Annotated in this window: 23 protein-coding genes, 1 tRNA gene and 1 pseudogene; 13 read left to right on the top strand and 12 right to left on the bottom strand. The window is 70.6% G+C overall.

Annotation, left to right across the window (positions count from 1 at the left end; all coding sequences use genetic code 11):
- The first annotated feature begins 324 nt into the window (after positions 1-324).
- A complete protein-coding gene (locus KBX46_RS29510; RefSeq protein ID WP_088949940.1) occupies positions 325-1,020 on the top strand; it encodes a winged helix-turn-helix domain-containing protein in 696 nt (231 codons plus the stop codon).
- A 92-nt stretch (positions 1,021-1,112) separates the two neighbouring features.
- Positions 1,113-1,187: transfer RNA gene (locus KBX46_RS29505), tRNA-Arg, on the top strand.
- 98 nt (positions 1,188-1,285) lie between these two features.
- Here KBX46_RS29505 and KBX46_RS29500 read toward each other — a convergent pair.
- Positions 1,286-2,254: a YafY family protein gene (locus KBX46_RS29500; protein WP_210795226.1), complete on the bottom strand. Its 969-nt coding sequence runs from the start codon at positions 2,252-2,254 to the stop codon at positions 1,286-1,288.
- A gap of 106 nt (positions 2,255-2,360) precedes the next feature.
- Here KBX46_RS29500 and KBX46_RS29495 point away from each other — a divergent pair, with 106 nt between their 5' ends.
- Positions 2,361-2,786, top strand: a complete 426-nt coding sequence (locus KBX46_RS29495) for a VOC family protein (protein WP_210795224.1) — start codon at positions 2,361-2,363, stop codon at positions 2,784-2,786.
- A gap of 57 nt (positions 2,787-2,843) precedes the next feature.
- Here the strand turns inward: KBX46_RS29495 and KBX46_RS29490 are convergent, their stop codons facing one another.
- On the bottom strand, positions 2,844-4,979 hold the full coding sequence (locus KBX46_RS29490) for an ABC transporter permease (protein ID WP_210795222.1): 2,136 nt from the start codon (positions 4,977-4,979) through the stop codon (positions 2,844-2,846).
- Between the two features lie 123 nt (positions 4,980-5,102).
- On the opposite strand from KBX46_RS29490, the gene KBX46_RS29485 reads away from it, so the two are divergent.
- On the top strand, positions 5,103-5,729 hold the full coding sequence (locus KBX46_RS29485) for a TetR/AcrR family transcriptional regulator (RefSeq protein ID WP_210795220.1): 627 nt from the start codon (positions 5,103-5,105) through the stop codon (positions 5,727-5,729).
- An 8-nt stretch (positions 5,730-5,737) separates the two neighbouring features.
- Here KBX46_RS29485 and KBX46_RS29480 read toward each other — a convergent pair whose 3' ends face one another.
- The 4 genes from KBX46_RS29480 to KBX46_RS29465 form a co-directional block, all read right to left on the bottom strand.
- On the bottom strand, positions 5,738-8,119 hold the full coding sequence (locus tag KBX46_RS29480) for an excinuclease ABC subunit UvrA (protein WP_088949944.1): 2,382 nt from the start codon (positions 8,117-8,119) through the stop codon (positions 5,738-5,740).
- Positions 8,120-8,147: 28 nt separating this feature from the next.
- Positions 8,148-8,558 carry a VOC family protein gene (locus KBX46_RS29475; RefSeq protein ID WP_088951985.1) on the bottom strand — a complete coding sequence of 137 codons (411 nt, stop codon included), beginning with the start codon at positions 8,556-8,558 and terminating at the stop codon, positions 8,148-8,150.
- 5 nt (positions 8,559-8,563) lie between these two features.
- Complete coding sequence (locus KBX46_RS29470; RefSeq protein ID WP_307871394.1) at positions 8,564-9,013, bottom strand: helix-turn-helix transcriptional regulator; 450 nt, start codon at positions 9,011-9,013, stop codon at positions 8,564-8,566.
- 71 nt (positions 9,014-9,084) lie between these two features.
- On the bottom strand, positions 9,085-10,044 hold the full coding sequence (locus KBX46_RS29465; RefSeq protein WP_210795216.1) for a DNA polymerase domain-containing protein: 960 nt from the start codon (positions 10,042-10,044) through the stop codon (positions 9,085-9,087).
- A 145-nt stretch (positions 10,045-10,189) separates the two neighbouring features.
- Here KBX46_RS29465 and KBX46_RS29460 point away from each other — a divergent pair, with 145 nt between their 5' ends.
- Positions 10,190-11,128, top strand: a complete 939-nt coding sequence (locus KBX46_RS29460) for a GNAT family N-acetyltransferase (protein WP_247668386.1) — start codon at positions 10,190-10,192, stop codon at positions 11,126-11,128.
- A 166-nt stretch (positions 11,129-11,294) separates the two neighbouring features.
- Here KBX46_RS29460 and KBX46_RS29455 read toward each other — a convergent pair whose 3' ends face one another.
- Complete coding sequence (locus KBX46_RS29455) at positions 11,295-12,779, bottom strand: MFS transporter (RefSeq protein WP_210795214.1); 1,485 nt, start codon at positions 12,777-12,779, stop codon at positions 11,295-11,297.
- Positions 12,780-12,902: 123 nt separating this feature from the next.
- Here KBX46_RS29455 and KBX46_RS29450 point away from each other — a divergent pair, with 123 nt between their 5' ends.
- The 3 genes from KBX46_RS29450 to KBX46_RS29440 all read left to right on the top strand — a co-directional run bounded on the left by KBX46_RS29450 (position 12,903) and on the right by KBX46_RS29440 (position 16,178).
- Complete coding sequence (locus tag KBX46_RS29450) at positions 12,903-13,289, top strand: helix-turn-helix domain-containing protein (protein WP_088951986.1); 387 nt, start codon at positions 12,903-12,905, stop codon at positions 13,287-13,289.
- A 100-nt stretch (positions 13,290-13,389) separates the two neighbouring features.
- Positions 13,390-13,977, top strand: coding sequence for a TetR/AcrR family transcriptional regulator (locus KBX46_RS29445; protein WP_088949949.1), 588 nt, complete (start codon positions 13,390-13,392; stop codon positions 13,975-13,977).
- Positions 13,977-16,178 (top strand): MMPL family transporter, encoded by a 2,202-nt coding sequence (locus tag KBX46_RS29440; RefSeq protein WP_210795212.1) that lies wholly within the window; start codon positions 13,977-13,979, stop codon positions 16,176-16,178. The genes KBX46_RS29445 and KBX46_RS29440 overlap by 1 nt, the downstream gene beginning before the upstream one ends.
- A gap of 98 nt (positions 16,179-16,276) precedes the next feature.
- On the opposite strand, the gene KBX46_RS29435 is transcribed toward KBX46_RS29440, so the two are convergent.
- Positions 16,277-17,533, bottom strand: coding sequence for an erythromycin esterase family protein (locus tag KBX46_RS29435; protein WP_210795210.1), 1,257 nt, complete (start codon positions 17,531-17,533; stop codon positions 16,277-16,279).
- A 128-nt stretch (positions 17,534-17,661) separates the two neighbouring features.
- On the opposite strand from KBX46_RS29435, the gene KBX46_RS29430 reads away from it, so the two are divergent.
- On the top strand, positions 17,662-17,853 hold the full coding sequence (locus KBX46_RS29430) for a DUF2795 domain-containing protein (RefSeq protein ID WP_088949951.1): 192 nt from the start codon (positions 17,662-17,664) through the stop codon (positions 17,851-17,853).
- Positions 17,854-17,881: 28 nt separating this feature from the next.
- Here KBX46_RS29430 and KBX46_RS29425 read toward each other — a convergent pair whose 3' ends face one another.
- Positions 17,882-18,784 carry a Gfo/Idh/MocA family protein gene (locus KBX46_RS29425; RefSeq protein ID WP_210795208.1) on the bottom strand — a complete coding sequence of 301 codons (903 nt, stop codon included), beginning with the start codon at positions 18,782-18,784 and terminating at the stop codon, positions 17,882-17,884.
- Between the two features lie 615 nt (positions 18,785-19,399).
- Between KBX46_RS29425 and KBX46_RS29420 the strand changes: the two genes are divergently transcribed.
- The gene (locus KBX46_RS29420) at positions 19,400-19,792 is read left to right on the top strand and encodes a hypothetical protein (protein WP_210795206.1); all 393 of its coding nucleotides are present in this window, start codon (positions 19,400-19,402) and stop codon (positions 19,790-19,792) included.
- Complete coding sequence (locus KBX46_RS29415) at positions 19,785-20,201, top strand: hypothetical protein (RefSeq protein WP_099848256.1); 417 nt, start codon at positions 19,785-19,787, stop codon at positions 20,199-20,201. The genes KBX46_RS29420 and KBX46_RS29415 overlap by 8 nt, the downstream gene beginning before the upstream one ends.
- Before the next feature lie 54 nt (positions 20,202-20,255).
- Here the strand turns inward: KBX46_RS29415 and fabG are convergent, their stop codons facing one another.
- Both fabG and KBX46_RS29405 read right to left on the bottom strand, forming a co-directional pair.
- Positions 20,256-21,014, bottom strand: a complete 759-nt coding sequence (gene fabG / locus KBX46_RS29410) for a 3-oxoacyl-ACP reductase FabG (protein ID WP_210795204.1) — start codon at positions 21,012-21,014, stop codon at positions 20,256-20,258.
- Between the two features lie 43 nt (positions 21,015-21,057).
- Positions 21,058-22,710 carry an alpha-amylase family protein gene (locus KBX46_RS29405; RefSeq protein WP_210795202.1) on the bottom strand — a complete coding sequence of 551 codons (1,653 nt, stop codon included), beginning with the start codon at positions 22,708-22,710 and terminating at the stop codon, positions 21,058-21,060.
- Positions 22,711-22,790: 80 nt separating this feature from the next.
- On the opposite strand from KBX46_RS29405, the gene KBX46_RS29400 reads away from it, so the two are divergent.
- Positions 22,791-23,405, top strand: a complete 615-nt coding sequence (locus KBX46_RS29400) for a DUF1349 domain-containing protein (protein ID WP_210795200.1) — start codon at positions 22,791-22,793, stop codon at positions 23,403-23,405.
- A gap of 69 nt (positions 23,406-23,474) precedes the next feature.
- Entirely contained in the window at positions 23,475-24,146 is a 672-nt protein-coding gene (locus KBX46_RS29395) for a DedA family protein (RefSeq protein WP_088949957.1), read from the top strand.
- A 51-nt stretch (positions 24,147-24,197) separates the two neighbouring features.
- Here the strand turns inward: KBX46_RS29395 and KBX46_RS29390 are convergent.
- A pseudogene (locus KBX46_RS29390) lies at positions 24,198-24,935 on the bottom strand (glycosyl hydrolase family 18 protein); the annotation flags it as partial.
- Between the last annotated feature and the right edge of the window lie 108 nt (positions 24,936-25,043).

Genomic DNA, 25,043 nt, shown 5'->3' with positions numbered 1-25,043 from the left:
CCTGCCCATGCCCCGGCCCGGCCCGGGCCGGGCCGGGCCGGGCCGGGCCCCCGGCCCACGCCCACGTCGAGCCCATGCCCGGCCAGCCCGCGCCCGGCACCGCCCATGATCGACTCGGGTTTCAGGAAGTCGGGGTGTCAAGGCGACCGGGACACCCCGACTTCCAGGAACCCGAGTCGATCAAGACGAAGCACATTGGCTTGCGCCCTGAAGATGGCATTTGTCCGTTGTGGGGCAATGGCGAGGCACGGGCGATTACGTTGCTTAGAGAGTTTTCTCCGCACATATCGTGACCAGTTGCGATTCGGGCTCGTTGCCCAAGACGTGGGGGTTGCACTCAGAGACGCACGGCGTTCGGTCACCAGTTGGTGCCGACGCCACACCATTGGCGGTGACGGGGCGGTGGCAGCCGTCCGTCGCGGACAGCGGCAGGGCGAGCCGGGAATGCTCAGCCGCGAACAGGAACTCGAACTGATCGACACACTGCGGGGCGTCCACCCCGACGAGTTCGGCTTGGACGAGGAGCTGTGGACGCGGCAGAGCCTCACCACGCTCATCCAACGGCGCTTCGACCTGCCGTTGGACCCTGGCGCGGTCGGGGCGTACCTGCGGGCCTGGGGGTTGGGTCCGCGCGAGCCGCGCGAGCGCGCCTGCGGGCTCTGCGTCAGCGCGGTCGAGCGCTGGGTCCGCAGTGAGTACCCGGCGATCACCCGGGCCGCCCAGGAGCACCTCGCGGAGGTCTACTGGATCGGCCGGGTCCGACTGCGCGGCACCATGCCGGCGGCGGACGTGATCTCTGCGGTCTCGTCCCGTGGTCGGGTGCGCTTCATGATCACCACGCCGACGGTGGACCCGCCGCTCCCCCGCGACTTCGTGCTGCGGCTCAGCGGCGAGGAGCAGCGCACCGTGCACCTGATCGTGGACGGCTCCTGGCCGCGCAACGAGTGGCCACGTCGGCTCCCCCGGCGAATCGTCCTGCACCCGCTGCCCAGTTGCGGGCGGGCGATCGCGGCGGCCTGAGCACCGGGTGGGCCGGTTACCGACACGATCGGCTCACCCGATACCGATTCGGCGTACGGGGGGAGGGTTTGCTAGTCTTCTCCAGTCGCTGAGCCCCCGTAGCTCAGGGGATAGAGCACCGCCCTCCGGAGGCGGGGGCGCAGGTTCGAATCCTGCCGGGGGCACCAAGAAAGATTTCACCCGACAGTGCCGGGCGCAGGAGCGAGTTTGGCTCCCGCGCCCGTTTTGCGTTTCCGGCGGCCCTTCCGCCGCCGCGACCCGGCCGTCATCCTGCTGCGTCGGCGTAGCGGCGGGCGAGCCCCGCGAAGGCGGCCTTGAGCTCGGCGGGCCCGATCACCTCGATGTCCGCGTCGAACCGGCCGAGCGCGGCTGCGAGGCCGACCCAGGACCAGGAGCCCTGCACGAGCTTGCAGCGGTCGGGGCCGAGTTCTTCGACAAGCCCGTCGCGGGTGTACGTGGCGACGACGGCGGCGGGAAGGCCGAGGATGACCTCCCCCACGCAGGGCCACGCCGAGGTGTCGGTGGAACCTCGGAAGCGGCCCGTGACGTACGTGGCCACGTCTCCCATGGGCAGTTGTCGTGGGGTGAAGCGTGGTCCGGTCGGGGTACGCGGGCTGACCCGGTCGCAGCGGAAGGTTCGCCAGTCGTCCCGGTCGAGGTCCCAGGCGACGAGATACCAGCGCCCCTTCCAGGTGACGAGGTGGTGGGGCTCCACGCGGCGGGGCGGTACGTCGGTGGCGGGGCTCGTCGAGGCGTAGTCGAAGCGCAGAACCTCGTGGGCGTGGACGGCCGCGCCGATGGCTGTCAGCACGGTGGTGTCGACCGGGGTGTCCGGCCCGGTGGCGGGTTGTCCGACGGCGGTGACCTGGAGGGCGTCGATGCGGTGCCGCAGTCGGCTGGGCATGACCTGCCGCATGGTGTTCAGCGCTCGCGCCGCGCCCTCCTGGATGTCCGCCCCGGAGAGGGCTGCCACCTGGAGTGCGACGGCGATGGCGACGGCCTGCTCGTCGTCGAACAGCAGGGGTGGCAGTTGGGCGCCGGCGTCGAGCCGGTAGCCGCCGTCCGGCCCCTTGAAAGCTCTGATCGGGTAGCCGAGCTCGCGCAGCCGGTCGACGTCGCGTCGCACCGTTCGCGGGCTCACGTCCAGCCTCTCGGCCAGGAGGCCGCCCGGCCAGTCACGCCGGGCCTGGAGGAGCGAGAGCAGCGACAGCAGTCTCGCGGAGGTCGTGGCCATACATCCGAGTCTGCCCCCAATAGCGGCCACAACCTGACCGCTACCCCTGCCATCGTCGGCGTTGCACCCGGGCACCAGCACGGGTCATGTCACACGAGGAGCAGCAATGAGCATCAAGACCGTCGCGCACATCAACCTTCGGGGCAACGCGCGGGCCGCCCTCGATTTCTACCGGGCCGTCTTCGGCGGGGACCTCGTCGCGGTGACCTACGCCGACGCCCGGAACGTGCAGAACCCGGACGAGGCCGACCAGGTCATGTGGGGTCAGGTCACGTCCGCCGAGGGCTTCCAGATCATGGCGTACGACGTGCCGTCGGCGCGGCCGTGGAGCCTGGGCGAGAGCCCGTTCTTCGTCTCGGTTCGGGGCAGCGACGCCGACGAGATCACCGGCTACTGGAAGAAGCTGAGCGAGGGCTCGACCGTCCTGGTCGACCTCGCGCCCGCCGGCTGGGCTCCCCTCTACGGCATGCTCACCGACCCGTTCGGCGTCACCTGGGTGCTCGACGTCGCCGTCGAGTACGACGCCGCCTGACGAGAAGGAGCAGCCCACCGCCGATCCCGAGGGATCGGCGGTGGGCTTCGGTGCCGCTCAGTGCGCTTCGGCCGGCACCAACCTCAGGTGTGCCTCGGGTGTCGTACCCGCGTCCGGGCCGCCGGAGTCCGAGCGGCGCTCGCGGCGTTTGAGCCACCGGTCGATCACGAGGTTTCCGACGAGCCCGACAGCGCCCCAGATGGCGATGACCAGCAGGTTGTGTCCGACGCCGACGCCGTCGAAGTATCGCAGCGATCGGGCGATGTCGACCGCCGCGGGCAGCGGCAGCACGTCCTGGAGAGGGCGGAACACCTCGGGGACCAGGTACACCGACATGCCACCGCCGGAGGCGGGTACGCCGGCCATCATGAGCACCACCATCATCGGGATGATTCCCGCCAGGCCGACGGTGCGGGTGAGCACTCCGGTGGCCAGGGAGACCGAGAAGATGGTCAGGGTGCCGTAGGCGATCGTCTCCAGGGCGTTGCCGCTGATCGCGCCGATGAGGACGTCGAAGAGGAACCACAGCCAGACGGACATGCCGATCGCCCAGCCGCCCAGCAGCGGCAGGAACTGGCGCAGGCGGCGCACGTGCGGGGCACCGCCACGCAGGACGGCCAGGAACAGGAAGCCGGCCATGATCCAGGACATGCCGACGTACATGCTGTTGCTGCCGCCGGTGTCGGTCTCGCTCAGGGGTTGCACGTCGGTGAGCGTGAGCGGGAGGCCCTGGGCCGCGGTGATCGGCTGGAAGATCGCGCGGATCGCGGACTGCTGGCTGGCGTTCGCGGCGGACGCCGAGTAGAGCGTCGCCGGGGTGTCCGGTGCCGACGGCAGGACGAAGGCGGCGACCACGTCGCGGGAGCGGATCTGCTCGGTGGCCTCATCCACGGTGCCGGCGACGGTGACGTCGAGGATGCCGTCGAGCTGTGCGTTGAGACCGGCAGCGGTCTGCTGAGCCTGCCCCGGGGCGGCGGCGACCACGACGACCGGGATGTCGTGCGGTTGCGGTTTGTGCATGGAGAACCCCATGGCGCCCACGACGACCACGAGGATGGCCAGCGGGAAGCCCGCCGCGGCCACGTACCGGAATCGCTTGGAGCGCGGCGGCCCGCCGGCCAGAGCGGGGGCCTTCGAGTCGGGGTCGGTGATCGGGGGGACGCCGGGGATCATCTTCCCGCTCGCGCTGCGCTCCTTGAGCAGGCAGAGCGCGAGGGCGGCCACGATCCACACGGCCAGGACGATCAGGTGGGTGCCCAGACCGTTGCCGTCGAAGTACAGGACCGAGCGCAGTGCCTCACCGGCCGCCGGGAGCGGCAGCACGCCATGCAGGAACTGGAAGAACCCGGGCATGTTGTGCACGGACAGGGCCAGGTTCGACGCGGGCATGCCGAACACGACCCAGAGCAGCATGCCGGGCAGCACCGCGAGGGGCCCGACCACCTTGGAGAGCAGCAGCTGGGCCAGGCCGACGGCCGCGGTGGCGAGCATGCCGACGCCGAGGAAGGTGAGGTAGTGGCCCTCGACAGCACCCACGATGGGCCCGAGGATGAGCCAGATGATCGAGCTGGTGAACGCGGACCAACCGGCCAGCACGGGCAGGAACCGTCGCAGCCGCAGCAGGTGGGGGACGCCCATCACCATGATGCTCAGTGGCACGTACCCGGCCAGCATCATGCCCATCGCGGCGAACAGGACCGCGATGCCGGCCGAGTCACCGGCGGGTAGCGGTGCGACGTCCTCGGTGGTGGTCTGCCAGCTGTTCTGGAAGGCCACCGGCGCGAGCAACTGCTGGACGGTGGCGTTCTGTGAGGCTCCGGCCGCCGAGGCGGTGAGGATGGTGGCGTTGGCGCCGCCCGCGGTGGGCAGGACGAGCGCGCCGGTGGCTTCCTGGTCGTGCAGCAGGTCGACCGCGTCGTCACGGGTGGCCACCAGGGTGGCCTCGGTGCTGTCAGCGGCGTTGAGCCCGTCGACGACGGCCTGCGCCGTGGCGCCGCTGCCGACGACCGCGACCGGCATGTCCCGGGGGTGCGGTGAGTGCATGGTCGACATGTAGGTCGCGAACATCATGGTGACCATGAGGAACGGCATCACGAACAGTGCGACCATTCGGATGATCTGTTCCTTGCGGTCCGCGCCGGGCGGGCGGCCGTCCACCACATCGGCAGCCTCGATCACGGCTTCGGTATCCATGCACGCTCCAGCTCATGTTTGTACGCCAGTTGACTTACAAACTGTAGGCGGCGGATGCCGGGACCGGGAATCCGGCTAGGTTGACCTGAGTCACATCCGGGCGAGAAACACGAGGGGGCCGTCATGAGGCGCTCCGAGGCGGCCCGCACCGCGCTGCTGGACGCGGCGGAGCGGCTGTTCGCCGAGGCGGGAGTCGCCGAGGTCTCCGACCGCAGGGTGGCCGAGGCGGCTGGCAACACCAACCACTCGGCGGTGCGCTACTACTTCGGCGGGCGCGAGGGCCTGCTGAAGGCACTCATGGCCCGCCACGTGCACGACGTGACGGAACAACGCGCCGGGATGCCCCCACCCGAGGACTCCGTCCTCGGCGACATCCGCGGTCTCGTGGAGCCGAGCATGCGGGTCCTCGACCAGCTACCGCGCCCGAGCTGGCGGGCCCGGTTCCTGGAACACATGCTGCACAACCCCGCCACCTTGCCGATCGTGCGCGAAGCCCAGGCCACCACGCCACAGGCACTGGAGCTGCGCGAATCGCTGGCCGCGCGGCTACGGCACCTCGACCCGGAGGTGGTCGCCGGCCGGGCGCTCCTGATCACCCGCATCGTCAGCACCACGACGGCCGAGGTCGAGGCACGCGCCGAACGCGACGGCGAAGACCCGCGATGGCCCGAGGTCGGCGACTTCCTCGTCGACGCCATCACCGGAATGCTCAGCGCCCCCATCAGCCGGCCACGCCGAGCGGAGAGCTGATCGCCGGCTCACCTGCCGACGTACGCCGCCAGGTGCTCGCCGGTGAGGGTGGAGCGACCAGCCACGAGGTCGGCCGGGGTGCCCTCGAAGACGATCCGGCCTCCGTCGTGACCGGCGCCGGGACCAAGATCGATGATCCAATCGGCGTGCGCCATGACCGCCTGGTGGTGCTCGATGACGATCACCGACTTGCCGGAGTCGACGAGGCGGTCGAGCAGGCCGAGCAACTGCTCGACGTCGGCCAGGTGCAGGCCGGTGGTCGGCTCGTCGAGGACGTAGACGCCGCCCTTCTCGGCCATGTGGGTGGCCAGCTTGAGCCGCTGCCGCTCGCCGCCGGACAGGGTCGTGAGCGGCTGCCCCAGGCTGAGGTAGCCGAGCCCGACCTCGGCGAGCCGGTCGAGGATGGCGTGCGCGGCGGGCGTACGCGCCTCGCCGGCGCCGAAGAACTTCTCGGCCTCGGTCACCGACATCGCCAGCACCTCGCTGATGTCACGACCGCCGAAACGGTATTCCAGCACCGACGCCTGGAACCGCTTGCCCTCGCAGTCCTCGCAGGGAGCGGCGACGCCGGCCATCATCCCCAGGTCCGTGTAGATGACACCGGCACCGTTGCAACTCGGGCAGGCACCCTCGGAGTTGGCGCTGAACAGCGCCGGCTTCACACCGTTGGCCTTCGCGAACGCCTTACGGATCGGGTCCAACAGCCCGGTGTACGTGGCCGGGTTGCTCCGCCGTGAGCCCCGGATCGCGCCCTGGTCGATCGACACCACGCCCGCTCCGGCGGGAATCGACGCGTGCACCAGGGAGCTCTTGCCGGAGCCGGCGACGCCGGTGACGACGACGAGCACGCCGAGCGGCACGTCGACGTCGACGTCGCGCAGGTTGTTGGCCGACGCGCCACGGATCTCCAGCTTGCCGGTGGGCGTGCGGACCGTCTCCTTGAGCGTCGCCCGGTCGTCCAGGTGGCGACCGGTGATGGTGCCGCTGGCGCGCAGACCCTCCAGGGTGCCCTCGTAGCAGACGGTCCCGCCGTCCGTGCCTGCGCCGGGACCGAGATCGACGACGTGGTCGGCGATGGCGATGGCCTCCGGCTTGTGCTCCACGACCAGCACGGTGTTGCCCTTGTCGCGCAGTTGGAGCAGCAGCTCGTTCATCCGCTGGATGTCGTGCGGGTGCAGCCCGATCGTCGGCTCGTCGAAGACGTAGGTGACGTCGGTGAGCGAGGAGCCCAGGTGGCGGATCATCTTGGTGCGCTGCGCCTCGCCACCGGAGAGGGTGCCCGACGGCCGGTCGAGGGACAGGTAACCCAGGCCGATCTCCTCGAACGAGTCGAGGAGGTGTTGCAGCCCCGCCAGCAACGGCGTCACCGACGGCTCCTTGATCCCGCGCACCCAGGCGGCCAGGTCACTGATCTGCATCGCGCAGGCGTCGGCGATGTTCTTTCCCTTGATCTTCGACGACAGGGCCTCCTTGCTGAGCCGGGTGCCGGCGCAGTCGGGACAGGTCGTGAAGGTCACCGCCCGCTCCACGAAGGCGCGGATGTGCGGCTGCAACGCGTCGATGTCCTTGGAGAGGAAGGACTTCTGGATCGACGGGATCAGGCCCGCGTACGTCAGGTTGATGCCGTCGATCTTGATCTTGGTCGGCTCTCGGTGGAGCAGGTCGTGCTGCTCCCGCTTGGTGAACTTGCCGATCGGCTTGTCCGGGTCGAAGTAGCCGCAGCCACGGAAGATCCGGCCGTACCAGCCCTCCATGCTGTAACCCGGGATCGTGATCGCGCCCTCGTTGAGCGAGAGGCTGTCGTCGTAGAGCGCCGACAGGTCGATGTCGGTGACCGCGCCCATGCCCTCGCACCGCGGACACATGCCGCCGAGACGGGTGAAGGTCGCCTTCTCGGTCTTAGTCCTGCCGGCGCCACGGTCGACGGTGATCGCACCGGTCGCCTTCACCGAGGGGACATTGAAGGAGTATGCGTTGGGCGAGCCGATCTGCGGTTGCCCGAGCCGACTGAACAGGATGCGCAGCATCGCGTTGGCGTCGGTGGCGGTGCCGACGGTGGACCGGGAGTTGGCGCCCATCCGCTCCTGGTCCACGATGATCGCCGTGGTCAGGCCGTCCAGCAGGTCGACCTCGGGCCGCGCCAACGTCGGCATGAAACCCTGCACGAACGCGCTGTACGTCTCGTTGATCATCCGCTGCGACTCGGCGGCGATGGTGCCGAACACCAGCGAACTCTTGCCGGAGCCGGAGACACCCGTGAACACCGTCAGCCGCCGCTTCGGGATCTCGACGCTGACGTCCCTGAGGTTGTTGACGCGCGCGCCCTGCACCCGGATCAGGTCGTGGCTGTCGGCAACGTGCGGAGCGGAGGGCTGGGTGGCCGTGCTCATCGTGTCTCCATCTGTCGGGCGGGACGACTCAGCGCACTTCCTGGATGCGGATCATATTGCCGGCGGGGTCCCGGAAGGCGCAGTCGCGTACGCCGTACGGCTGCTCGGTCGGCTCCTGGACGACCTCGGCGTCGCTGGCCTCCAGCTTCGCGAACGTGGCGTCCAGATCGGTGGTGGCGAGGTTGACACCGAAGTAACTGCCCTTGGCCATCAGCTCAAGGATGGTCTGCCGCTCGGCGTCGGTGATGCCCGGATTGGCGGTCGGAGGGTGCAGGACGATGGCTGTGCTGGGCTGGCCGACCGGCCCGACCGTGATCCAGCGCATCCCCTCGTACCCGACGTCGAGGCGGACCTCGAAGCCGAGGATGTCCCGGTAGAAGGCCAGGGAGGCGTCCGGATCGGTGTGCGGAAGGAAGCTGGAGTGAATGGTGATGTCCATGGCCGTCACGCTAGTTGCGGCTCCGCGACCCGCGCTTCTCGATTCCTGATCGGTCTGGTCACCTGCTTCGCCACGCACGACGGCATCCCCGCCGTCGCCTGCGCCGCCTGACGGCGGTAGACGCTGGGCGGCACGCCGACCAGCTCGGTGAAACGGGTGCTGAAGGTGCCCAGCGACGAACAGCCCACCGCGAAACAGACATCGGTGACGCTCAGGTCGCCACGACGCAGCAGCGCCATGGCCCGCTCGATCCGTCGTGTCATGAGGTAGCTGTAGGGGGACTCGCCATAGGCGAGCCGGAACTCGCGGCTGAGGTGCCCCGCCGACATGTGCGCGCCACGGGCGAGCGCCTCGACGTCCAGCGGAGACGCGTACTCCCGGTCGATCCGGTCGCGGACCCGGCGCAGCCGCGCCAGGTCGCCCAGTCGCTGTGTCGCGTCGGGTTTGCTGCTCACCTGGAAAATCGTGCCACAACCCACCGACATTCAGCCGGTCGCCGGGCGCGAGCGAGGGCCGACGAACCTGGTCAGCCGGCGTCGCGGCGGGCACGGGCCCGGCGCTTCCCCTCGTGCATGGCCTGCACCCGGGCCACCGGGATGGTCCGGCCCTCGGCCACCAGGTCAGCGGGGAGCGGCTGCGGGGCCGGCATCAGCGCGGCCCAGGGATCGCCGTCGGCGACCAGCGACGGCACCGTCCGGATGGTGAAGTCGGCGGGGGTCACCTCGGTCAGGTCGGCCCAGTCGACAGGGAAGGAGACCGGCATCCCGGGGCGCAGTCGAGGGCTGTACGCGGCGGCCACTGTGGCCCCGCCCGCGCGGGTGGCGTCCACGAAGACCCGGCCACCCCGGTCCTCCTTGATGTACGCCGTGGTCGCCAGCGCCGGGTCGAGCCGCTCGGCGCGGACGGCGAGCGCCCGGGTGGCGGCGGCCAACTCCTCCGCCGTGGGTTCGTCGGCCACCGGGACGAACACGTGCACGCCCTTGGCCCCGCTGGTCTTGACGGCGCCGGCGAGGCCGGAGTCGGCGAGCGCCTGGCGGACCAGCAGGGCGGCGGCGACCGCCGCGCGGAACCCGTCGCCCTCCGGCGGGTCCAGGTCGAGCACCAGGTGGGTCGGGCGGTGCGGGTCCGCCGCGGTGGCCAGCGTCGGGTGGTACTCCACCGCCCGCTGGTTGGCGAACCAGAGCAGGGTACGGCGGTCGTCGCAGAGGGCGTACGAGATCTCCCGGTGCGACGCCTCCGCCCAGACCGGCACCCGGCGGACCCAGTCCGGCGTGTAGCGGGGAAGGTTCTTCTGCATGAACGGTGGCTGGCCAGGGCGGACCCTGATCACCGACAGCGGACGGCCCCGCAGTTGCGCGAGGATCGGGTCGTGGACCGCGTCGAGGTAGTCGACCAGGTCGCGCTTTGTCGCGTCGTCGCGGTCGGACAACGGCTGGTCCAGGTTGGTCAGGGCCACGCCGTCCCGGGTCTCGTCAGCCTCGCTCACCCGACCACCCTCCCGGCCTGAGTGCCGTCGGTCAACCGGACGTGCCGATCGGTTCCGGGAACACGTCGAGGAGGTAGGCGCCGTCGGTGGGCAGCCAGCAAGAAATGCCCTTGCTCTGCCATTTCCATTTGTGATCATGTGCCCGATGAAATTCTTTCCCGCTACTGCGGACTCCACCGCCCTGGACCGTGCCGCCGCGTACCCGGCCGACGGTCCCATCACCGCCCTGACCGCTGAGAAGATCCGCGAGGAGCTCGGTGCCAACCAGTTCCGCCCGGAATGGGTCTGGCTTGCCGAGGACGAGAACGGGTACATCCTTGCCCGTGCACTCTGGTGGGGTCGCGCCGACAGCGAGCGCCCCATAGCGCTCGATTGCCTCCAGGTCCGTTCCACCGTTGCCGATCCGGTCGCCGTCGCCACCAGGCTCCTTGACGCCGCGCATGCCGCCTTCGGCGCGCGGCCGCTGTACAACCTCTCCCTCCCAACGGACTGGAGCAGCCGACCGGAACTGAGCGAGGCAGTGGCCTGGCGTCGCGAGGCGGGCCTGCGCACAGGGCTGAGCCGGGAGATTCAGCGCCTGCGCTACGAGTGGACTCCGGCGGCGGGACTGCCCGGGGCCGGCGGTCGGCTGACGTTCCGCGAGGGCAGCGACGAGGAGTTCCTGGAGGCCTTCGTGCGGGTGTCGGGCGACAGCCTCGACGAGGCCACCCGTGACGAGCTGCGCAGAAAGAGCGCCAGGCAGCTGGCCGAGGAGGACATGAAGTTCTACCTCGACTGCCCGGGTGAGCGCTCCTGGTGGAGGCTTGCGGAGCTGCCCGACGGCACTCTCGCCGGCCTGGCCGTCCCGTCAGCGACCCCGTACAACCGCAACGTCGGGTATCTCGGTGTCGTACCCGAGCAGCGCGGCAAGGGACTGATCGACGAGATCCTCGCCGAGATCACCCGCTTCCACGCGACCGAACGCGCCGAGCGCATCACCGCGACCACGGACACTACGAACATCCCGATGGCCGCCGCCTTCGACCGCGCCAACTACGAGGTGACGGAGATCCGTATGGTTCTGGAGGCTTCGGGGGCCGCATGACGTGCCGACGGGAACGGCGTTCCACCACCACGAGCCGCAATTCGTCATTAGCCCCGTCAGCGGCAGGACAAGGGATGACGCCGCCGGTGTCGTCCCCCTGCCTGGGTCGTCCCAGGCGGCAGCCGAGGCGTTGCTGGACGTGTTCAACTCGCGGCGGCGCCGTCGGTCAACCGGACGCGGCGCTCGGGTACGGATCGGTTTCGGCGCCCACCGTGGCCGGCCCCGACGGATCAGTGTCCGGCCCGGGGTGGACTGGGCGTCGGGGCAGTGCCGTCACGGCGACAAGTGACGCGGTGACCACCAGGGCGGCGGCCACGGCGAACGCGGTCCGGTAGCCGCCGGCGAGCGCTGCCGTCTCGGCCCAGCCGGAAGCCCGCAGAGCGTCGCTGCGAGCGGCGGCCAGGGTGGCCAGCACGGCCAGGCCGACCGCGCCGCCGACCTGCTGGGTGGTGTTGGCGAGGCCGGAGGCGAGCCCGGCGTCCGTGTCGGTCGCGCCGGCCATCGCGAGGGTGGTGACCGCCGGCAGCGTCAGGCCGCCGGCCACCCCGAAGACGAGCATGGCGGGGAGTACGTCCACGGCGTAGCCACCGTCTGCGGGCAGCCGGGCGAGCAGCAGGAACCCGACGGTCGCCAGGCCGAGCCCGGCCAGGAGCACGCTCCGGGCACCCCAGCGGGCGATCAGCCGACCGGCGAAGCCGAGCGACACCACCGCGATCACCACCGGGGTGGGCAGGAAAGCCCAGCCGGTGGCCGACGCGTCCAGCCCGAGCACCAGTTGCAGCTCCACGGCGAGCAGGAACTGGAAACCGAAGTACGCGGCGACCATGAGGAACTGCACGGTGTTCGCCGCGACCAGGCCCGGTACGCGCAGCACCCGGGCCGGCAGCAGCGGGACGACGGCCACCCGCTGACGTACGGCGAACCCGCCGAGCAGCAGCACCGCGAGCACCGCCGTACCGAGGGTGCGTGGGCTGGTCCAGCGGTGCTCGGCGGTGCCCACGATGCCCAGCACGGCGACCATGAGGCCGGCGGTGGCGAGCAGCGCGCCGGGTACGTCCAGGCCGGACCGCAGGCCGATGCCCCGTTCGGCGGGGAGTCGGCGGACGGCGGCGAGCAGGATGACCGCCCCGATCGGCAGGTTGACCAGGAAGATCGACCGCCAGCCGGCAGCCTCGGTGAGCACCCCACCGGCGACCGTGCCGATCGACGCGCCGGCCGCTCCGGTGAAGCTGAACACGGCGATCGCACGCGCCCGCTCGGCCGCCTCGGGGTAGAGCCGGACGATCATGCCGAGACTGACCGCCATGGCGAGCGCGCCGCCCACGCCCTGCCCGAAGCGCGCGGCGACCAGCAGCGCCGGCCCGGTGGCGACCGCGCAGGCCAGCGAGGCCACTGTGAACAGTGTGATGCCGGCCAGGAAGACCCGCCGTCGGCCGAGCAGGTCGCCGAGGCGGCCGGCGAGCAGCAGCAGCCCGCCGAACGCGACCAGGTAGGCGTTGACCACCCACGCCAGGCCCGCGGCGGTGAAGCCCAGGTCGCGTTGTACGGCGGGCAGTGCCACAGCGACCACGCTGCCGTCCAGGATGATCATCAGGCTGCCGGCGCAGAGCACCAGCAGCGCTGGCCAGCGGGACGCGACGACACGGTCCATGAAACCCCTCCTTGGTGCACGGTTTGTTACCGAGGTCATCGTCTGTGACCATGAGCCGGAGCGGAAGGAGGCACTGTTGTGTCCCAGAGGAACAGCGATGTGTCCGCGCAGGTGAAGGCCGAGTTGACCTGCGCGGCCGAGAACGTGCCGTTCACCCCGGGTCAGGCCCGGGCCTGCACCGTCCGCGAGGTGCTCGACCGGGTCGGCGGCAAATGGAGCATCAGCATCCTGGTGTCCGCCTCACACGGCCCGGTGCGCTTCACCGAGCTGGAGCGGAACGTCGAGGGGATCAGTCGGCGGATGCTCACGCTGACGCTGCGCAACCTGGAACGGGACGGCCTGCTGCACCGCACGGTCTACCCGACCGTCCCGCCCAAGGTCGAGTACACGGCGACCCCGATGGCATTGGAGCTCTACGAGTCGCTGGTGGCACTCACGAGCTGGGCCGAGCGGCACCGCCGGGCCATCGCCGAGGCGCGGACCAGGTACGACGCCGAGCACGCCGGCTAAACCGCGCACCGGTGTGGGGAACGCCACCACGCCAATCTGACCGATCGGTCAGGGTCTGACCGATCGGTCAGGCATGCTGGTCTGCGGAGGTGGACCAGTGATGGCCAGAGCAGTGTCCGAGACGCACGGCGAGATCCTCGCCGCGGCGGCGCGGCAGTTCGCGGTGACCGGTTACCGGGGCACCTCGCTCCAGGACATCGCCCGCGAGGTCGGCTGTTCCAAGGCGACCGTGCTCTACCACTTCGCCAGCAAGGAAGCCCTGCTCGCCGAGCTGATGGCCCCGGCGATCGCGGTGCTGCGAGACCTCGACGACCAGCTCACCGGGCTGACCGGAGCGGTCGCCCAGCAAGCCGCCGCCGTCGGCTTCGTCGACCTCGCGGTCCGGTTCCGGGGTGAGATCGCGCTGCTCCGCGGCGAGTTCGCAGAACTGCTCTGCCAGCCGGCCTTCGCACACATCCAGCAGATCTCGGAACGCCTTCGGGACGCGTTGGCCGGCCACTCGGACCGGCCGGTAGCCCGGGTCACGGCACTGGTGCTACTGGCCGGCATCCCCGAGGCGTGCGCCGAGTTCGTCGACATTCCCGACGACGACCTGCGCTCCGCCCTGCTCACCCTCGTCCGGCGGGCCGTCGAACCCGTCGACGCAGCCCTGCCCCAACAACCCACGACCGAGGACAAGGACTCCTGATGGCCACCCTGCTCTACCGGCTCGGCCGGGGCGCGTTGCGCCGGCGACGGCTAGTCGTCGCGCTCTGGCTCGTCGTACTCGTCGTCGCCGGCCTGGCCGCGGCGACCCTGCGCGGCCCGACGGCGAGCAACTTCACCATGCCCGGCACCGAGAGCCAGCGCGCGCTCGACCTGCTCAGCGAGCAGTTCCCCGCAGCCAGCGGCGCCACCGGCACCATCGCGATCAAGGCGCCGGCCGACGGTCAACTGGCCACCCCCGAGGGTCAGGCCGTGGTGCAGGAGCTGGTCCAGGAGGCCTCGACACTGCCCGGCGTGGTCGGCGCGGTCAACCCGTTCCAGGTCGGCGCGGTCTCGCCCAACGGCCGGTACGCGCTGGTCCAGGTCCAGTTCGCCACCGGCGGCGACGAGGTGACCGACGAGCAGCGCACCGCGTACGAGGAGGTCGGCGCCGCCGTCGAGGCGAAGGGTTGGCAGGTCGCCCCGGGCGGCGAGGTGCTGGGTGGTGAGCCGGAGATCGGCTCCACCGAGGCGCTCGGCGTACTGGTCGCCGCGATCGTCCTGATCATCACGTTCGGTTCACTGGTCGCCGCTGGAATGACCATGCTCAACGCGCTGATCGGCGTCGGCGTCGGCATGGCCGGTCTGTTCGCGCTGAGCGGCGTCATCGAGTTGACCAGCACCGCGCCGATCCTGGCGCTGATGCTCGGCCTCGCCGTCGGCATCGACTACTCGTTGTTCATCACCTCCCGGCACCGACAGAACCTGCTCGAAGGCCTGTCACCGGAGGAGGCGGTCGGCCGCGCGGTGGGCACCGCCGGTTCCGCCGTGGTCTTCGCGGGTGCCACGGTGGTCATCGCCCTCGCCGGCCTGGCCGTGGTGAACATTCCGTTCCTCACCGTGATGGGTCTCGCCGCCGCCGGCACTGTCACCATCGCCGTGCTCGTGGCGATCACCCTCCAGCCCGCACTGCTCGGCTTCGCCGGCAAGCGGGTGCTGCCGCGCCGACTGCGTTCCACGGTCGACGCCGCCGCGCCTGGTGAGCCGGTGGGCGAAGAGACGGTGCCGGCCGAGGACCGCTCTGGGTTCGGCTTCCGCTGGGCGCGGTTCGTCATCCGCTTCCGGGTGCCGGTCATCCTGGTCTCGCTGCTCGGCCTGGGCCTGCTCGCGCTGCCCACGCCGGACATGCGGCTGGCCCTGCCGGACGCCAGCACGGCGACGGTGGGCTCACCGGCCCGGGTGGCGAGCGACCTGACCACCGAGGGCTTCGGTCCGGGCTTCACCGGCCGACTCGCGGTGGTCGTGGCGGGCGACGACGCGCAGGCGACCGCGGCCGCAGTGCCGCAGGTGACCGCGATGATCCAGCGCACCGAGAACGTCCTCGCGGTGGCACCGCCGCAGCTGAGCCCGGACGGGCGGACCGCGCTGCTCGGGGTGGTGCCGAAGACCGGCCCGACCGACGAGGCCACCGAGACCCTGGTGCACAACGTCCGCGACGCGGTCGGCGGGGTCCAGGGCGTCGAGGTGCTGCTCACCGGCGCCACCGCGGTCGGGATCGACGTCTCGGAGAAGCTCTCCGATGCGCTGCCGATCTACCTGCTGCTGGTCGTCGGGCTCTCGGTGCTGCTGCTGATGCTGGTGTTCCGCTCGCTGCTGGTGCCGCTCAAGGCGGCGCTGGGTTTCCTGCTCACCGTGGCCGCCACGTTCGGCATCACGGTGGCGATCTTCCAGCAGGGCCACCTCGCCAACCTGGTCGGCCTGGACACCCCGGCCCCGCTGGTCAGCTTCCTGCCCATCCTGCTGATCGGCATCCTGTTCGGGCTGGCCATGGACTACGAGGTGTTCCTGGTCTCCCGGATGCGGGAGGACTTCGTGCACGGCGACACCGCGCGTGAGGCCACGATCAGCGGCATGGGCCACGGTGCCCGGGTGGTCACCGCCGCCGCGCTGATCATGATGTCCGTCTTCGGCGGCTTCGTTTTCCTCGAAGACCCGATCATCAAGTCGATGGGCTTCGCGCTCGCCATCGGCGTGGCCATCGACGCGTTCGTGGTCCGGATGACCATCGTGCCGGCGGTGATGTCCCTGCTCGGCGACCGTGCCTGGTGGCTCCCCCGCTGGCTCAACCGCGCCCTGCCCAACGTGGACATCGAGGGCGAGGGCCTGCGCGAGCACCTGGAGGACCGGACCCCCACGCGGGTCTGAACCCCACCTGGTCGATCATGGAGTTGTGGTGTCCGCCGTGCCCCGGTCCGGGGCGTTGGTCGGGCACCACAACTCCATGATCGGCGCGACCGGGCCGGTCAGACCCCGGCCGGGTACGTTTCCATCTCGCCGGGGGCGGCCGGGACCGGCAGCGGGTGCAGGGCCGTCGTCTCGTCACACCAGATGAAGGCGTCGTACCGGTCGCCGAGCCGCGTCGGCACGTAGTTGCCCCAGGACTCGAAGGACGGGTCGTAGACGACCCCGATCGCCCGGTGGTCCGCAGTCTCGGTGACCCAGCCCGGCTGGTCGTCGCCGCCGAAGATGAGGACCGCCCGCTCCGGCATCAGCTCGTGCAACCGCCGCTCGACCGACCCTTCCCGCGCCGGAGGCACCACCATCGCCTCCGCGGGCGAACCCCAGCGGGGAGCGGCGATCACCGTGCCCCGGTAACTACCGAAGCCGATCAGGGCCACCGCGTCGTCGCCGTGCCGTTCCCGGGCCAACTGACCGATGTTGACCATCCCGTCGGCGGCCATGTCGGTGGCCCGGGCATCCCCGACGTGCGTGTTGTGGGCCCAGACGATCCCCCGGGCGTCCGGCCCGTACCGGTCCAGCAGCCGGTCCAGAGTGTCCTGCATGTGGGTGTCGCGGATGTTCCACGAGTCCGGCCCGCCGGCCACCATCGCGCGGTAGTACCGCTCCGCGCCGGCCACCACCTCCGCGTTCTGCCAGGCCGAGAAGCGATCCGGACCGTCGGAGAGCGCGTGTTCGCGGGTGCGGGCGAGCAGCCGGACCACCTCCTCCTCGCAACGGGCGGAGACGAACCTGCTGGCCGCGCCGTACTCTTCGACCCTCTTGCCGTACGGCTCGAAGCAGCGGTAGGCGTCCTGCGCCGCCTCCAGCGACGTCGGGTCCTCCTCCCCCAGGTAGTCGAAGATCGCCTGCATCGACTCCCAGAGGCTGTACACGTCGAGCCCGTGGAACCCGGCCCGTTGATCCTCCGGCCGCTCCACGTTCCAGGCCCGCAGCCAACTGGCGAACCGGGCCACCTCGGCGTTGGCCCACATCCAGGTCGGCCACCGCTCGAACTGCTCCAGGGCGAACTGCGGTTCGAGTGCGCCACCCGGCGCGGCCGTCACCGAGCGGTGCACCCGGTCACAGTCCGGCCAGTCACCCTCCACGGCCACGAAGGAGAACCCGCACTCCGCGATCAACCGGCGGGTGAGCTGCTCACGCAACCGGTAGTAGTCGTAACTGCCGTGGGTGGACTCTCCGATCATCACCACCCGGGCGTCGCGAACGCGCTCCAGCAACGGGTCGAAGTCGCTCGGCGCGCCGAGCCGCTGAACCAGCATGCCAGCGGCTACCCGGCCGCCGCTGCGGCAAACCGTGGGCGCGCCGCGGCCCGACACGCCGGCCGCCGGGCCGCCGGGGGTGCCGACCGAGCCGGTGTACGGCCACCGCGAGCGGGTAGCCGGCCGACATGACCGTCACCGGCGTTCAGTTGCAGGAGTACCTGGCCGGGCTCGACTACCCGGTCTCCCGGGAGGATCTGGTCCGCTGGGGCCAGGAGAACGGGGCCAGCACGGCGATGTTGCAGATGTTGCAGGCGTTGCCGGCGGATCAGTTCGACTCACCGGACGAGCTGAGCGCCGCGCTGACCACCCTCTCCTGAGCTGTCCTCCGGCGCCTCGACCCTCGCGTTACGCGAGGGCGACGGTGCGGGATTCGGCGCGGGCGGTTTCGGCGGCGGCGAGGATGCCGACGACATCACGGCCGAAGCGGACGTCGCAACGGTGGTCGCGGGTGCCGGCCCGCACCTGCTCGACCAGCTGGTCGATCGCGACGCCGAACGCGGTGGCGGCATCGTTCTCGCCGAACGGGACGTTCTCGATGCCGTTCTCGCCGTAGAACACGAACTCCCGGGCCATCGACTCAGTCGGGGCATCCAGGGAGAGCGAGGCGCTGCTGGTGGCACCGCCCTCGTGGGTGAGCAGCAGGTGCACCATGCCGCTCGGCCCGTCCATCGCCGCCACCTGGGTCACCCGACCCAGCACGGGCAGGAGGATGGAGAGCGCGTGCGGGGCGATGTCCCAGAGCGCGCCGTGCTCCCGGCGCCACAACGAGCCGCCGTACGGGCTGCCGTCCTGGAAGATCGAGGCGAAGGCGGTGGTCCGGCCGTGCTGCCACCCCCCGGCGGCAGCGGTGGCGGCGAGGAACGCCGTCACGTTCGGCTGGAACCGCTGGGTGAAGAAGACGACCGAGGCGACCCCGGACTCCTCGGCGGCAACGACCACCCGGTCGGCGTCGGCCACGCTGAGCGCCAGCGGCTTGTCCAGCAGCAGGTGCCGTCCGGCGGAGGCGGCCCGGACCGCGATATCGGCCTGGACGTCCGGCGGCAGCGCGACGGCGACCGCCTCGCACTGCTCGATCAGGGCGTCGATGTCGGCGTAGGCCGGCACCCCGTACCGCTCGGCAAGCGCGGAGGCCCGCTCCGGGTTACGCCCCCACACTCCGACCAACTCCGCGTCCGGGTGTGCGTGCAACGCCTTCCCGTGCGTCTCGATCGCCCAGTGACCGGTGCCGAACAAACCGAACCGCAGCACGTGTACCTCCGCTGTTTCCCCACCCCGCGGCAACGCCACGGACGCGATCCACGCTAGTCGCCTCACCAGGGGCATCGGCGGCGGGTCGACCAACCGGAGCAGCTCACATGCTGTGCCACCGGGCGTGGCCGGAGTCCGGGCGTGGCCGGGATCCGGTCGACGCCGGGATCCGGTCGACGCCGGGACCCGGTCGGCGCCTGTCGAGCTGCCCCACCCGTGGGGCGGAGCTTGGGCTTGGGCTTGGGCTTGGGCCTGGGCCTGGGCTTGGGCTTGAGCCCGGGCGGGACGTCGGGACGGGCCGCCGGACGCGTGATCGACTCGCATTCCTTGATTCCGGGGCATCCGGAGGCTCGCGACACCCCGCTTTACAGAAAGCCGAGTCGATCATTGAGTCTCCCGCCGCACCCCACGCGCGGGGGTGACCCTCGACCACGACAGCCGACCCGCCGCGCCCCACTCACGGGGCAGCTCTACAGCGAGCGGCGGACACCCTGCCGTCCGCGCCCGCGCCCGCGGTCGGCGGCGGCGGCGAGGCGAAGGCGAGGCAGGGTCATCCCGTTACTACGACGGTTAGTAGGCTGTGCCGGTGACCGAGGCAACGACCGGGCGGGTCCGGTGACCAGCGTGAGCGCCGACTCACCGGTGAACGGGATCGTCGCGACCGTGTCGATCGTGCTGTCGCTGCTCGTCGCGGCGTGGGCGCTGGTGGGGGCGGTTCGCCAACGGCCGCCGGACCGGGCGCAGTTCGTCGGTCTGGCCGTACTCGAGGTGGCGTTGCTCGTCTTGGGCGTGCTGGCGCTCGTCGCGGTCGGCGGCGGGGATCGGCCCGGCGAGCCCGGCGCCTTCTTCGGTTACCTGGTCACGCTGGTCTGCCTGCCGCCGCTGGCGTGGGTGCTGGCCCGGATGGAGCCGACCCGATGGGGTTCGGCGATCGTGTGCGCGGTCTGCCTGGTGACCCCGGTGGTGGTGGTCCGGTTGCAGCAGACCTGGGAGGTGCTCGGTGGTTGAGACACAACCGGTCCGGCGTCGCACGAACACCGGGCCTGGTCGGCTGCTGATCGCGGTCTACCTGCTCTTCGCGATCGCGGCGACCAGTCGGGCCGGCCTCCAGATCGCCACCAAGTTCGACGAGGCGCCGGTGGCGTACCTGCTGTCCGCGCTGGCCGCGCTCATCTACATCGTGGCCGCGGTGGGGCTCGCCCGTGCCGGGCACACCGGGCGACGGGTCGCGCTGGCGTGCTGCTCCGTGGAGCTCGTCGGGGTGGTCGCGGTCGGCATCCTCAGCCTGGTCGACAAGGATCTCTTCCCGGACGAGACGGTCTGGTCGCAGTTCGGCAGCGGGTACGGCTACATCCCGCTGGTGCTGCCGGTGCTCGGCCTGATCTGGCTCTGGCGCACCCGCCGCGACCCCGCCTGACCCGGCGACGAGGGCGTCCCCTGCGCGAAGGAACGCCCTCGTCGGAAGAACCTGTCAGTCCCGTGGGCCGCCGGCGACGTAGATGACCTGGCCGGAGACGAAACCGGCACCCTCGCTCGCCAGGAACGAGATGGTGTGCGCGACGTCCTCCGGCCGCCCCGGCCGACGGACCGGGATCTCGGCCGCGGCGTGCTTCTGGAAGTCCTCGAAGTCGACCTTCATGCGGGCGGCGGTGGCAGCGGTCATGTCGGTGACGATGAAGCCGGGCGCGACCGCGTTGACGGTCACCCCGAACGGCCCCAGCTCGATGGCGAGCGTCTTGGTGAAGCCCTGGAGGCCGGCCTTGGCGGCGGCGTAGTTCGCCTGGCCCCGGTTGCCCAGCGCGGAGGTGCTGGAGAGGTTGACGATCCGCCCCCACTTGCGGTCCACCATGTGCTTCTGCGCGGCCTGGCTGAACAGGAACGCACCGCGCAGGTGCACGCCCATCACCGTGTCCCAGTCGGCGTTGGTCATCTTGAACAGCAGGTTGTCGCGCAGCACGCCGGCGTTGTTGACCAGGACGGTGGGCGCGCCCAGCTCGGCAGCGACACGGGCCACCGCCGCCTCAACCTGATCACGGTCGGAGACGTCGGCGCCCACACCGAGCGCCCGGCCGCCGTCGGCGGCGATGGCGTCCACCGTCTCCTTGGTGGCCGACTCCTCGATGTCGACCACGGCGACGGCCATCCCGTCGGCGGCCAGCCGCCGGGCGGTGGCCGCACCGATACCGCGTGCGGCTCCGGTGACGATGGCGACGCGGGGCTCCTCCGACATGATTACCTCCCAGTAACGTGCGGTCGATCGGAGGAGCTTAACGTCAACAGGCCGACCCTCGGCATAGGCGAATCCACCGGTATCCGTACCCGGAGACCTTCACCGCGCCGAGCTTGCCCAGCTCCCCGTAACCGCGGTCGGTGAGCACGTCGATCGGGAGGTCGGCCTCCGGCTCCAGGCTGCTCAGGTCCACCTCGACGTCGTCGGTGCCGAGGTTGTGCACGAAGACCATGGTCCCGGTCGGCCCGTCCGCCCGGTGCGCGAGCACTCCGGCCGGCATCGCCACGTCGATATGGGTGGTGGAGCCGGAGCCGATCTCCGGAGCCTCCCGCAGCGTACGGATCATGCGCTCGAACCAGGCGAGCAGCGACTTGGCGTCGCTCCGCTGGGCGGTGACGTTGATGTTCTGGTAGCCGAACTCACCCTTGTCGATCACCGGGCGGACCAGCTTCTCCGGGTCCGCCGTGGAGAAGCCGGCGTTCGGTTGGAACGACCACTGCATGGGGGTACGGATCGCCTCCCGGCCGGGCAGCGACAGGTTCTCGCCCATCCCGATCTCCTCGCCGTAGCGCAGCACCGGGGTGCCGCGCATGGAGAACTGGAGGGCGTACGCCAGTTCGAGGCGACGACGGTCGTTGCCGAGCATGGGGGCGAGCCGGCGACGGATGCCCCGGTCGTAGATGCGCATGTTCTCGTCCGGGCCGAACTGCTCGTACACCTGGTTGCGTTGTTCGGTGGTCAGCCGGGACAGGTCGATCTCGTCGTGGTTGCGCAGGAAGGTGGCCCACTGCCCGCCGACCGGCAGCTTCGGGGTGTCGTGCAACGCGTCGATCAGCGGCTCCGGGTCCTGCCGGGCCAGGGCGAGCATGAGCCGACCGTTGAGCATGAAGTCGAAGAGCATGTGGATCCGGTTGCCGGAGCCGCTGCCGTCGCCGAAGAAAGTCGGCAGCTCGTCGGGCTCGACGTTCGCCTCGGCCAGCAGCACGGCGTCGCCGCGGCGCCACTGCACGTGCTGGCGCATCTCGGTGAGGAACTCGAAGTCCTTCGGCGAGTTCGGGTTGCCCGGCTCGGTCAGCTCGATGATGAACGGCACCGCGTCCATCCGGAAGCCGGAGACGCCGAGCTGGAGCCAGAACGACATGATCTTCTTGACCTCGGCCCGGACTTCCGGGTTGGCGAAGTTGAGGTCCGGCTGGAACTTGTAGAACCGGTGGTAGAACCATGCCTTGGCGGTGCGGTCGTAGCTCCAGGTCTCCTTCTGCTCGCCGGGGAAGACCATGCCTTGGTGCCGGTCGTCCGGCTCGGTGTCGGACCAGACGAACCAGTCCCGGTACGGCGAGTCCGGCGAGGAGCGGGCGGACTGGAACCACGGGTGCTCGTCGGAGGTGTGGTTGACCACCAGGTCGATGATCACGCGGATGCCGCGGTTCTGTGCCTGGTGCAGCAGCTCGGCGAAGTCGCCCAGCGTGCCGAAGCGCGGGTCGACGTTGTAGAAGTCGGTGACGTCGTAGCCGTCGTCACGGTTGGGCGACGGGTGGATCGGGTGCAGCCACAGGCAGGTCACCCCGAGACGGGCCAGGTAGTCCAGCCTCCCGATCAGCCCACGAATGTCACCGACGCCGTCGCCGTCGGAGTCGGCGTACGTGTCGATGTCGAGGCAGTAGACGACGGCTTCGGAATACCAACGGTCACCCATGCCGGAGGAACATCTCCGTTCGATCACCGCGGCAAACCAGCCCGGCGGGCCGCACCTCGTGGTGGGCTACCGTGCCGGTCATGGAGATCGACCTCGTACCGCCGAGCGAACCGATGGACTGGTCCCGGGGCAGCTGGCTGCACCCGCCGGTACGCGTCGAGGAGGGCCCGGCCGGTGAGCTGGTCGTCGAGCCGGCCGCGGAGAGCGACTTCTGGCGGCGGACCAGCTACGGCTTCGTCCACGACGACGGCCCGGCCCTGCTGGCACCGCTGCCCGTCGGCGCGGCCATGGAGGTGAGCTTCCGGCTCGACTTCTCGGCGCAGTTCGACCAGGCCGGTGTGCTCGTCCGCGTCGACGAACGGACGTGGACCAAGGCCGGTGTCGAGATGAGCGACGGCGAGTCGCAGCTCGGCGCGGTGGTGACTCGGGAGTTCTCCGACTGGTCGGTGGCGCCGGTGCCGCAGTGGGCGGGCCGTGAGGTGACTGTGCGGGCCAGTCGGGCCGGCGACGCGCTGACCGTACGCGCCCGGGTCGACGAGGAGCCGTGGCGACTGGTCCGGCTCACCCCGCTGGACCCGGCGGCCGAGGCGCTGGCCGGGCCGTTCTGCTGCGCGCCGTCCCGCGCCGGCCTGACCGTGGTGTTCACCGGGTGGCGGCAGGGGCCGGCGGACACCGCGCTGCACCCGGAGCACTGAGCGCAGGTGTAGCGGGGGCCCTGCTGGGTATGACCCTCCGATCCCCCGAAGCCGACCGGAAGGACGACCATGGCGTACGCCCAGAGTGGCGACCCGTCCGAGTTCACCGGGCTGACCGGTTGGGTGGCCTCGGTGATCGAGGCGATGGGCCCGGTGGGCGTGGCGCTGCTGGTGGCGTTGGAGAGCATCGTCCCGCCGATTCCCAGCGAGATCGTGTTGGCGCTCGCCGGTTTCCTGGCCCACGAGGGCCAGTTCAACGTCTTCCTCGTGGTGCTGGCCGCGACGGTCGGCTCCCTGGTCGGCGCGTTGGTGCTCTACTGGCTCGGCGCGGCGCTCGGCGAGGAACGGCTGAAGCGTTGGCTGGACCGCATCCCGTTGGTGGACCGCGACGACTTGGAGAAGGCCGACCGCTGGTTCGAGCGGCACGGCCGGTGGGCGGTGCTGATCGGCCGGGTTGTGCCGGTGGTCCGCAGCCTGGTCTCCGTGCCGGCCGGGGCCAACCGGATGCCGCTGGGCGAGTTCATCCTGCTCACCACCATCGGCAGCGGGGTGTGGAACGGTCTCATCGTCGGGGCCGGGTACGCGCTCGGGAGCCGTTGGCAGAACGTCGAGCGCTACAGCGACTGGTTCAACTACGCGATCGTCGCGGTCTTCGTCGTCATGGTGGTGATGTGGGTGATCCGTAAGGTCCGCCGCCGCCGGGAGCGCGACGACCGGCGGTCGGTGACCGCCGGTCGTTGATCCGCGTTATCGCTTACCGCCGGCGTCCTGGCCGGACGCCGGCGAGCATGGTCAGGGCAGGGTGTCCAGGTGCGGCCCCACCGCGTTGGCGAAGCCGTTGCCGTTGCTGGCGTCCCAGTTCACCGACCAGGTCATCGCACCCCGGATGCCGGGGTAGGTGCGCGGCGGCCGGAAGCTGCCGCAGTTGGTGCCTCGGGCCAGGCAGTCCAGGGCGGCGTTGACCACGCTGGGCGCGACGATGCCGCCGCCGGCCGCCCCCGGCCCCGCCGGCAGACCGAGACCGACCTGGTCGGGGCGCAGCCCGGCTTCCAACTGGATGCAGGCCAGCGCGACGATGAAGTTCACTGTGCCCTGCCCGTAGGCGGCATTCTGGTCGCAGCCGAGCATCGCCCCCGAGTTGTAGAACTGGGTGTTGACGACGGTGAGGATGTCCTTGATGTCGAGCGCCAGCTTGAAGTAGCCGCCGGCCGGGTTCTGCATGTCGATGGTCTGCGGTGCCATCGCGATGATCAGGCTCGACCCGACCTTGGCCCGCAGCGCGCGCAGCGCCTGCGCCATGTACGTCGGGTTGAGCCCGTTCTCCAGGTCAATGTCGATCCCGTCGAAGCCGTAGCGGGCGATCAGCGCGGCGGCCGTGTCGGCGAACGCGGTGGCCGAGGCGGCGTTGTTGACGGTGACCCGGCCGGTCTCGCCGCCGACCGAGAGGATCACCCGCTTGCCCCGGCTGTGCAGGGTGCGCACGTCGGCGGTGAAGTCCGCGTCGGTGTAGCCGCCGAGCGTCGCGGCGAGCGCGGTGACCAGGGACAGGATTAGGGATCTGGCAGGCTTCATGCGACCCTCCGCGCCCGGGAACGGGCATCCATGGACGTCAACGTCACCGCTAATTATTAAGACAGT

Source organism: Micromonospora sp. C81 (genome assembly GCF_018070425.1).
GTDB classification, from domain to species: domain Bacteria; phylum Actinomycetota; class Actinomycetes; order Mycobacteriales; family Micromonosporaceae; genus Micromonospora; species Micromonospora zamorensis.
Note: the sequence above shows the minus strand (reverse complement) of the source record. Positions and strands in the feature narration are given on the sequence as shown.

What these genes read in the sequence shown, in the direction of transcription:
- KBX46_RS29500 (WP_210795226.1), bottom strand. Translation starts at nt 2,254, where the DNA reads ATGGCCACGACCTCCGCGAGACTGCTGTCGCTGCTCTCGCTCCTCCAG.
- KBX46_RS29495 (WP_210795224.1), top strand. Translation starts at nt 2,361, where the DNA reads ATGAGCATCAAGACCGTCGCGCACATCAACCTTCGGGGCAACGCGCGG.
- KBX46_RS29490 (WP_210795222.1), bottom strand. Translation starts at nt 4,979, where the DNA reads ATGGATACCGAAGCCGTGATCGAGGCTGCCGATGTGGTGGACGGCCGC.
- KBX46_RS29485 (WP_210795220.1), top strand. Translation starts at nt 5,103, where the DNA reads ATGAGGCGCTCCGAGGCGGCCCGCACCGCGCTGCTGGACGCGGCGGAG.
- KBX46_RS29480 (WP_088949944.1), bottom strand. Translation starts at nt 8,119, where the DNA reads ATGAGCACGGCCACCCAGCCCTCCGCTCCGCACGTTGCCGACAGCCAC.
- KBX46_RS29475 (WP_088951985.1), bottom strand. Translation starts at nt 8,558, where the DNA reads ATGGACATCACCATTCACTCCAGCTTCCTTCCGCACACCGATCCGGAC.
- KBX46_RS29460 (WP_247668386.1), top strand. Translation starts at nt 10,190, where the DNA reads ATGAAATTCTTTCCCGCTACTGCGGACTCCACCGCCCTGGACCGTGCC.
- KBX46_RS29455 (WP_210795214.1), bottom strand. Translation starts at nt 12,779, where the DNA reads ATGGACCGTGTCGTCGCGTCCCGCTGGCCAGCGCTGCTGGTGCTCTGC.
- KBX46_RS29445 (WP_088949949.1), top strand. Translation starts at nt 13,390, where the DNA reads ATGGCCAGAGCAGTGTCCGAGACGCACGGCGAGATCCTCGCCGCGGCG.
- KBX46_RS29440 (WP_210795212.1), top strand. Translation starts at nt 13,977, where the DNA reads ATGGCCACCCTGCTCTACCGGCTCGGCCGGGGCGCGTTGCGCCGGCGA.
- KBX46_RS29435 (WP_210795210.1), bottom strand. Translation starts at nt 17,533, where the DNA reads ATGCTGGTTCAGCGGCTCGGCGCGCCGAGCGACTTCGACCCGTTGCTG.
- KBX46_RS29430 (WP_088949951.1), top strand. Translation starts at nt 17,662, where the DNA reads ATGACCGTCACCGGCGTTCAGTTGCAGGAGTACCTGGCCGGGCTCGAC.
- fabG (WP_210795204.1), bottom strand. Translation starts at nt 21,014, where the DNA reads ATGTCGGAGGAGCCCCGCGTCGCCATCGTCACCGGAGCCGCACGCGGT.
- KBX46_RS29405 (WP_210795202.1), bottom strand. Translation starts at nt 22,710, where the DNA reads ATGGGTGACCGTTGGTATTCCGAAGCCGTCGTCTACTGCCTCGACATC.
- KBX46_RS29400 (WP_210795200.1), top strand. Translation starts at nt 22,791, where the DNA reads ATGGAGATCGACCTCGTACCGCCGAGCGAACCGATGGACTGGTCCCGG.
- KBX46_RS29395 (WP_088949957.1), top strand. Translation starts at nt 23,475, where the DNA reads ATGGCGTACGCCCAGAGTGGCGACCCGTCCGAGTTCACCGGGCTGACC.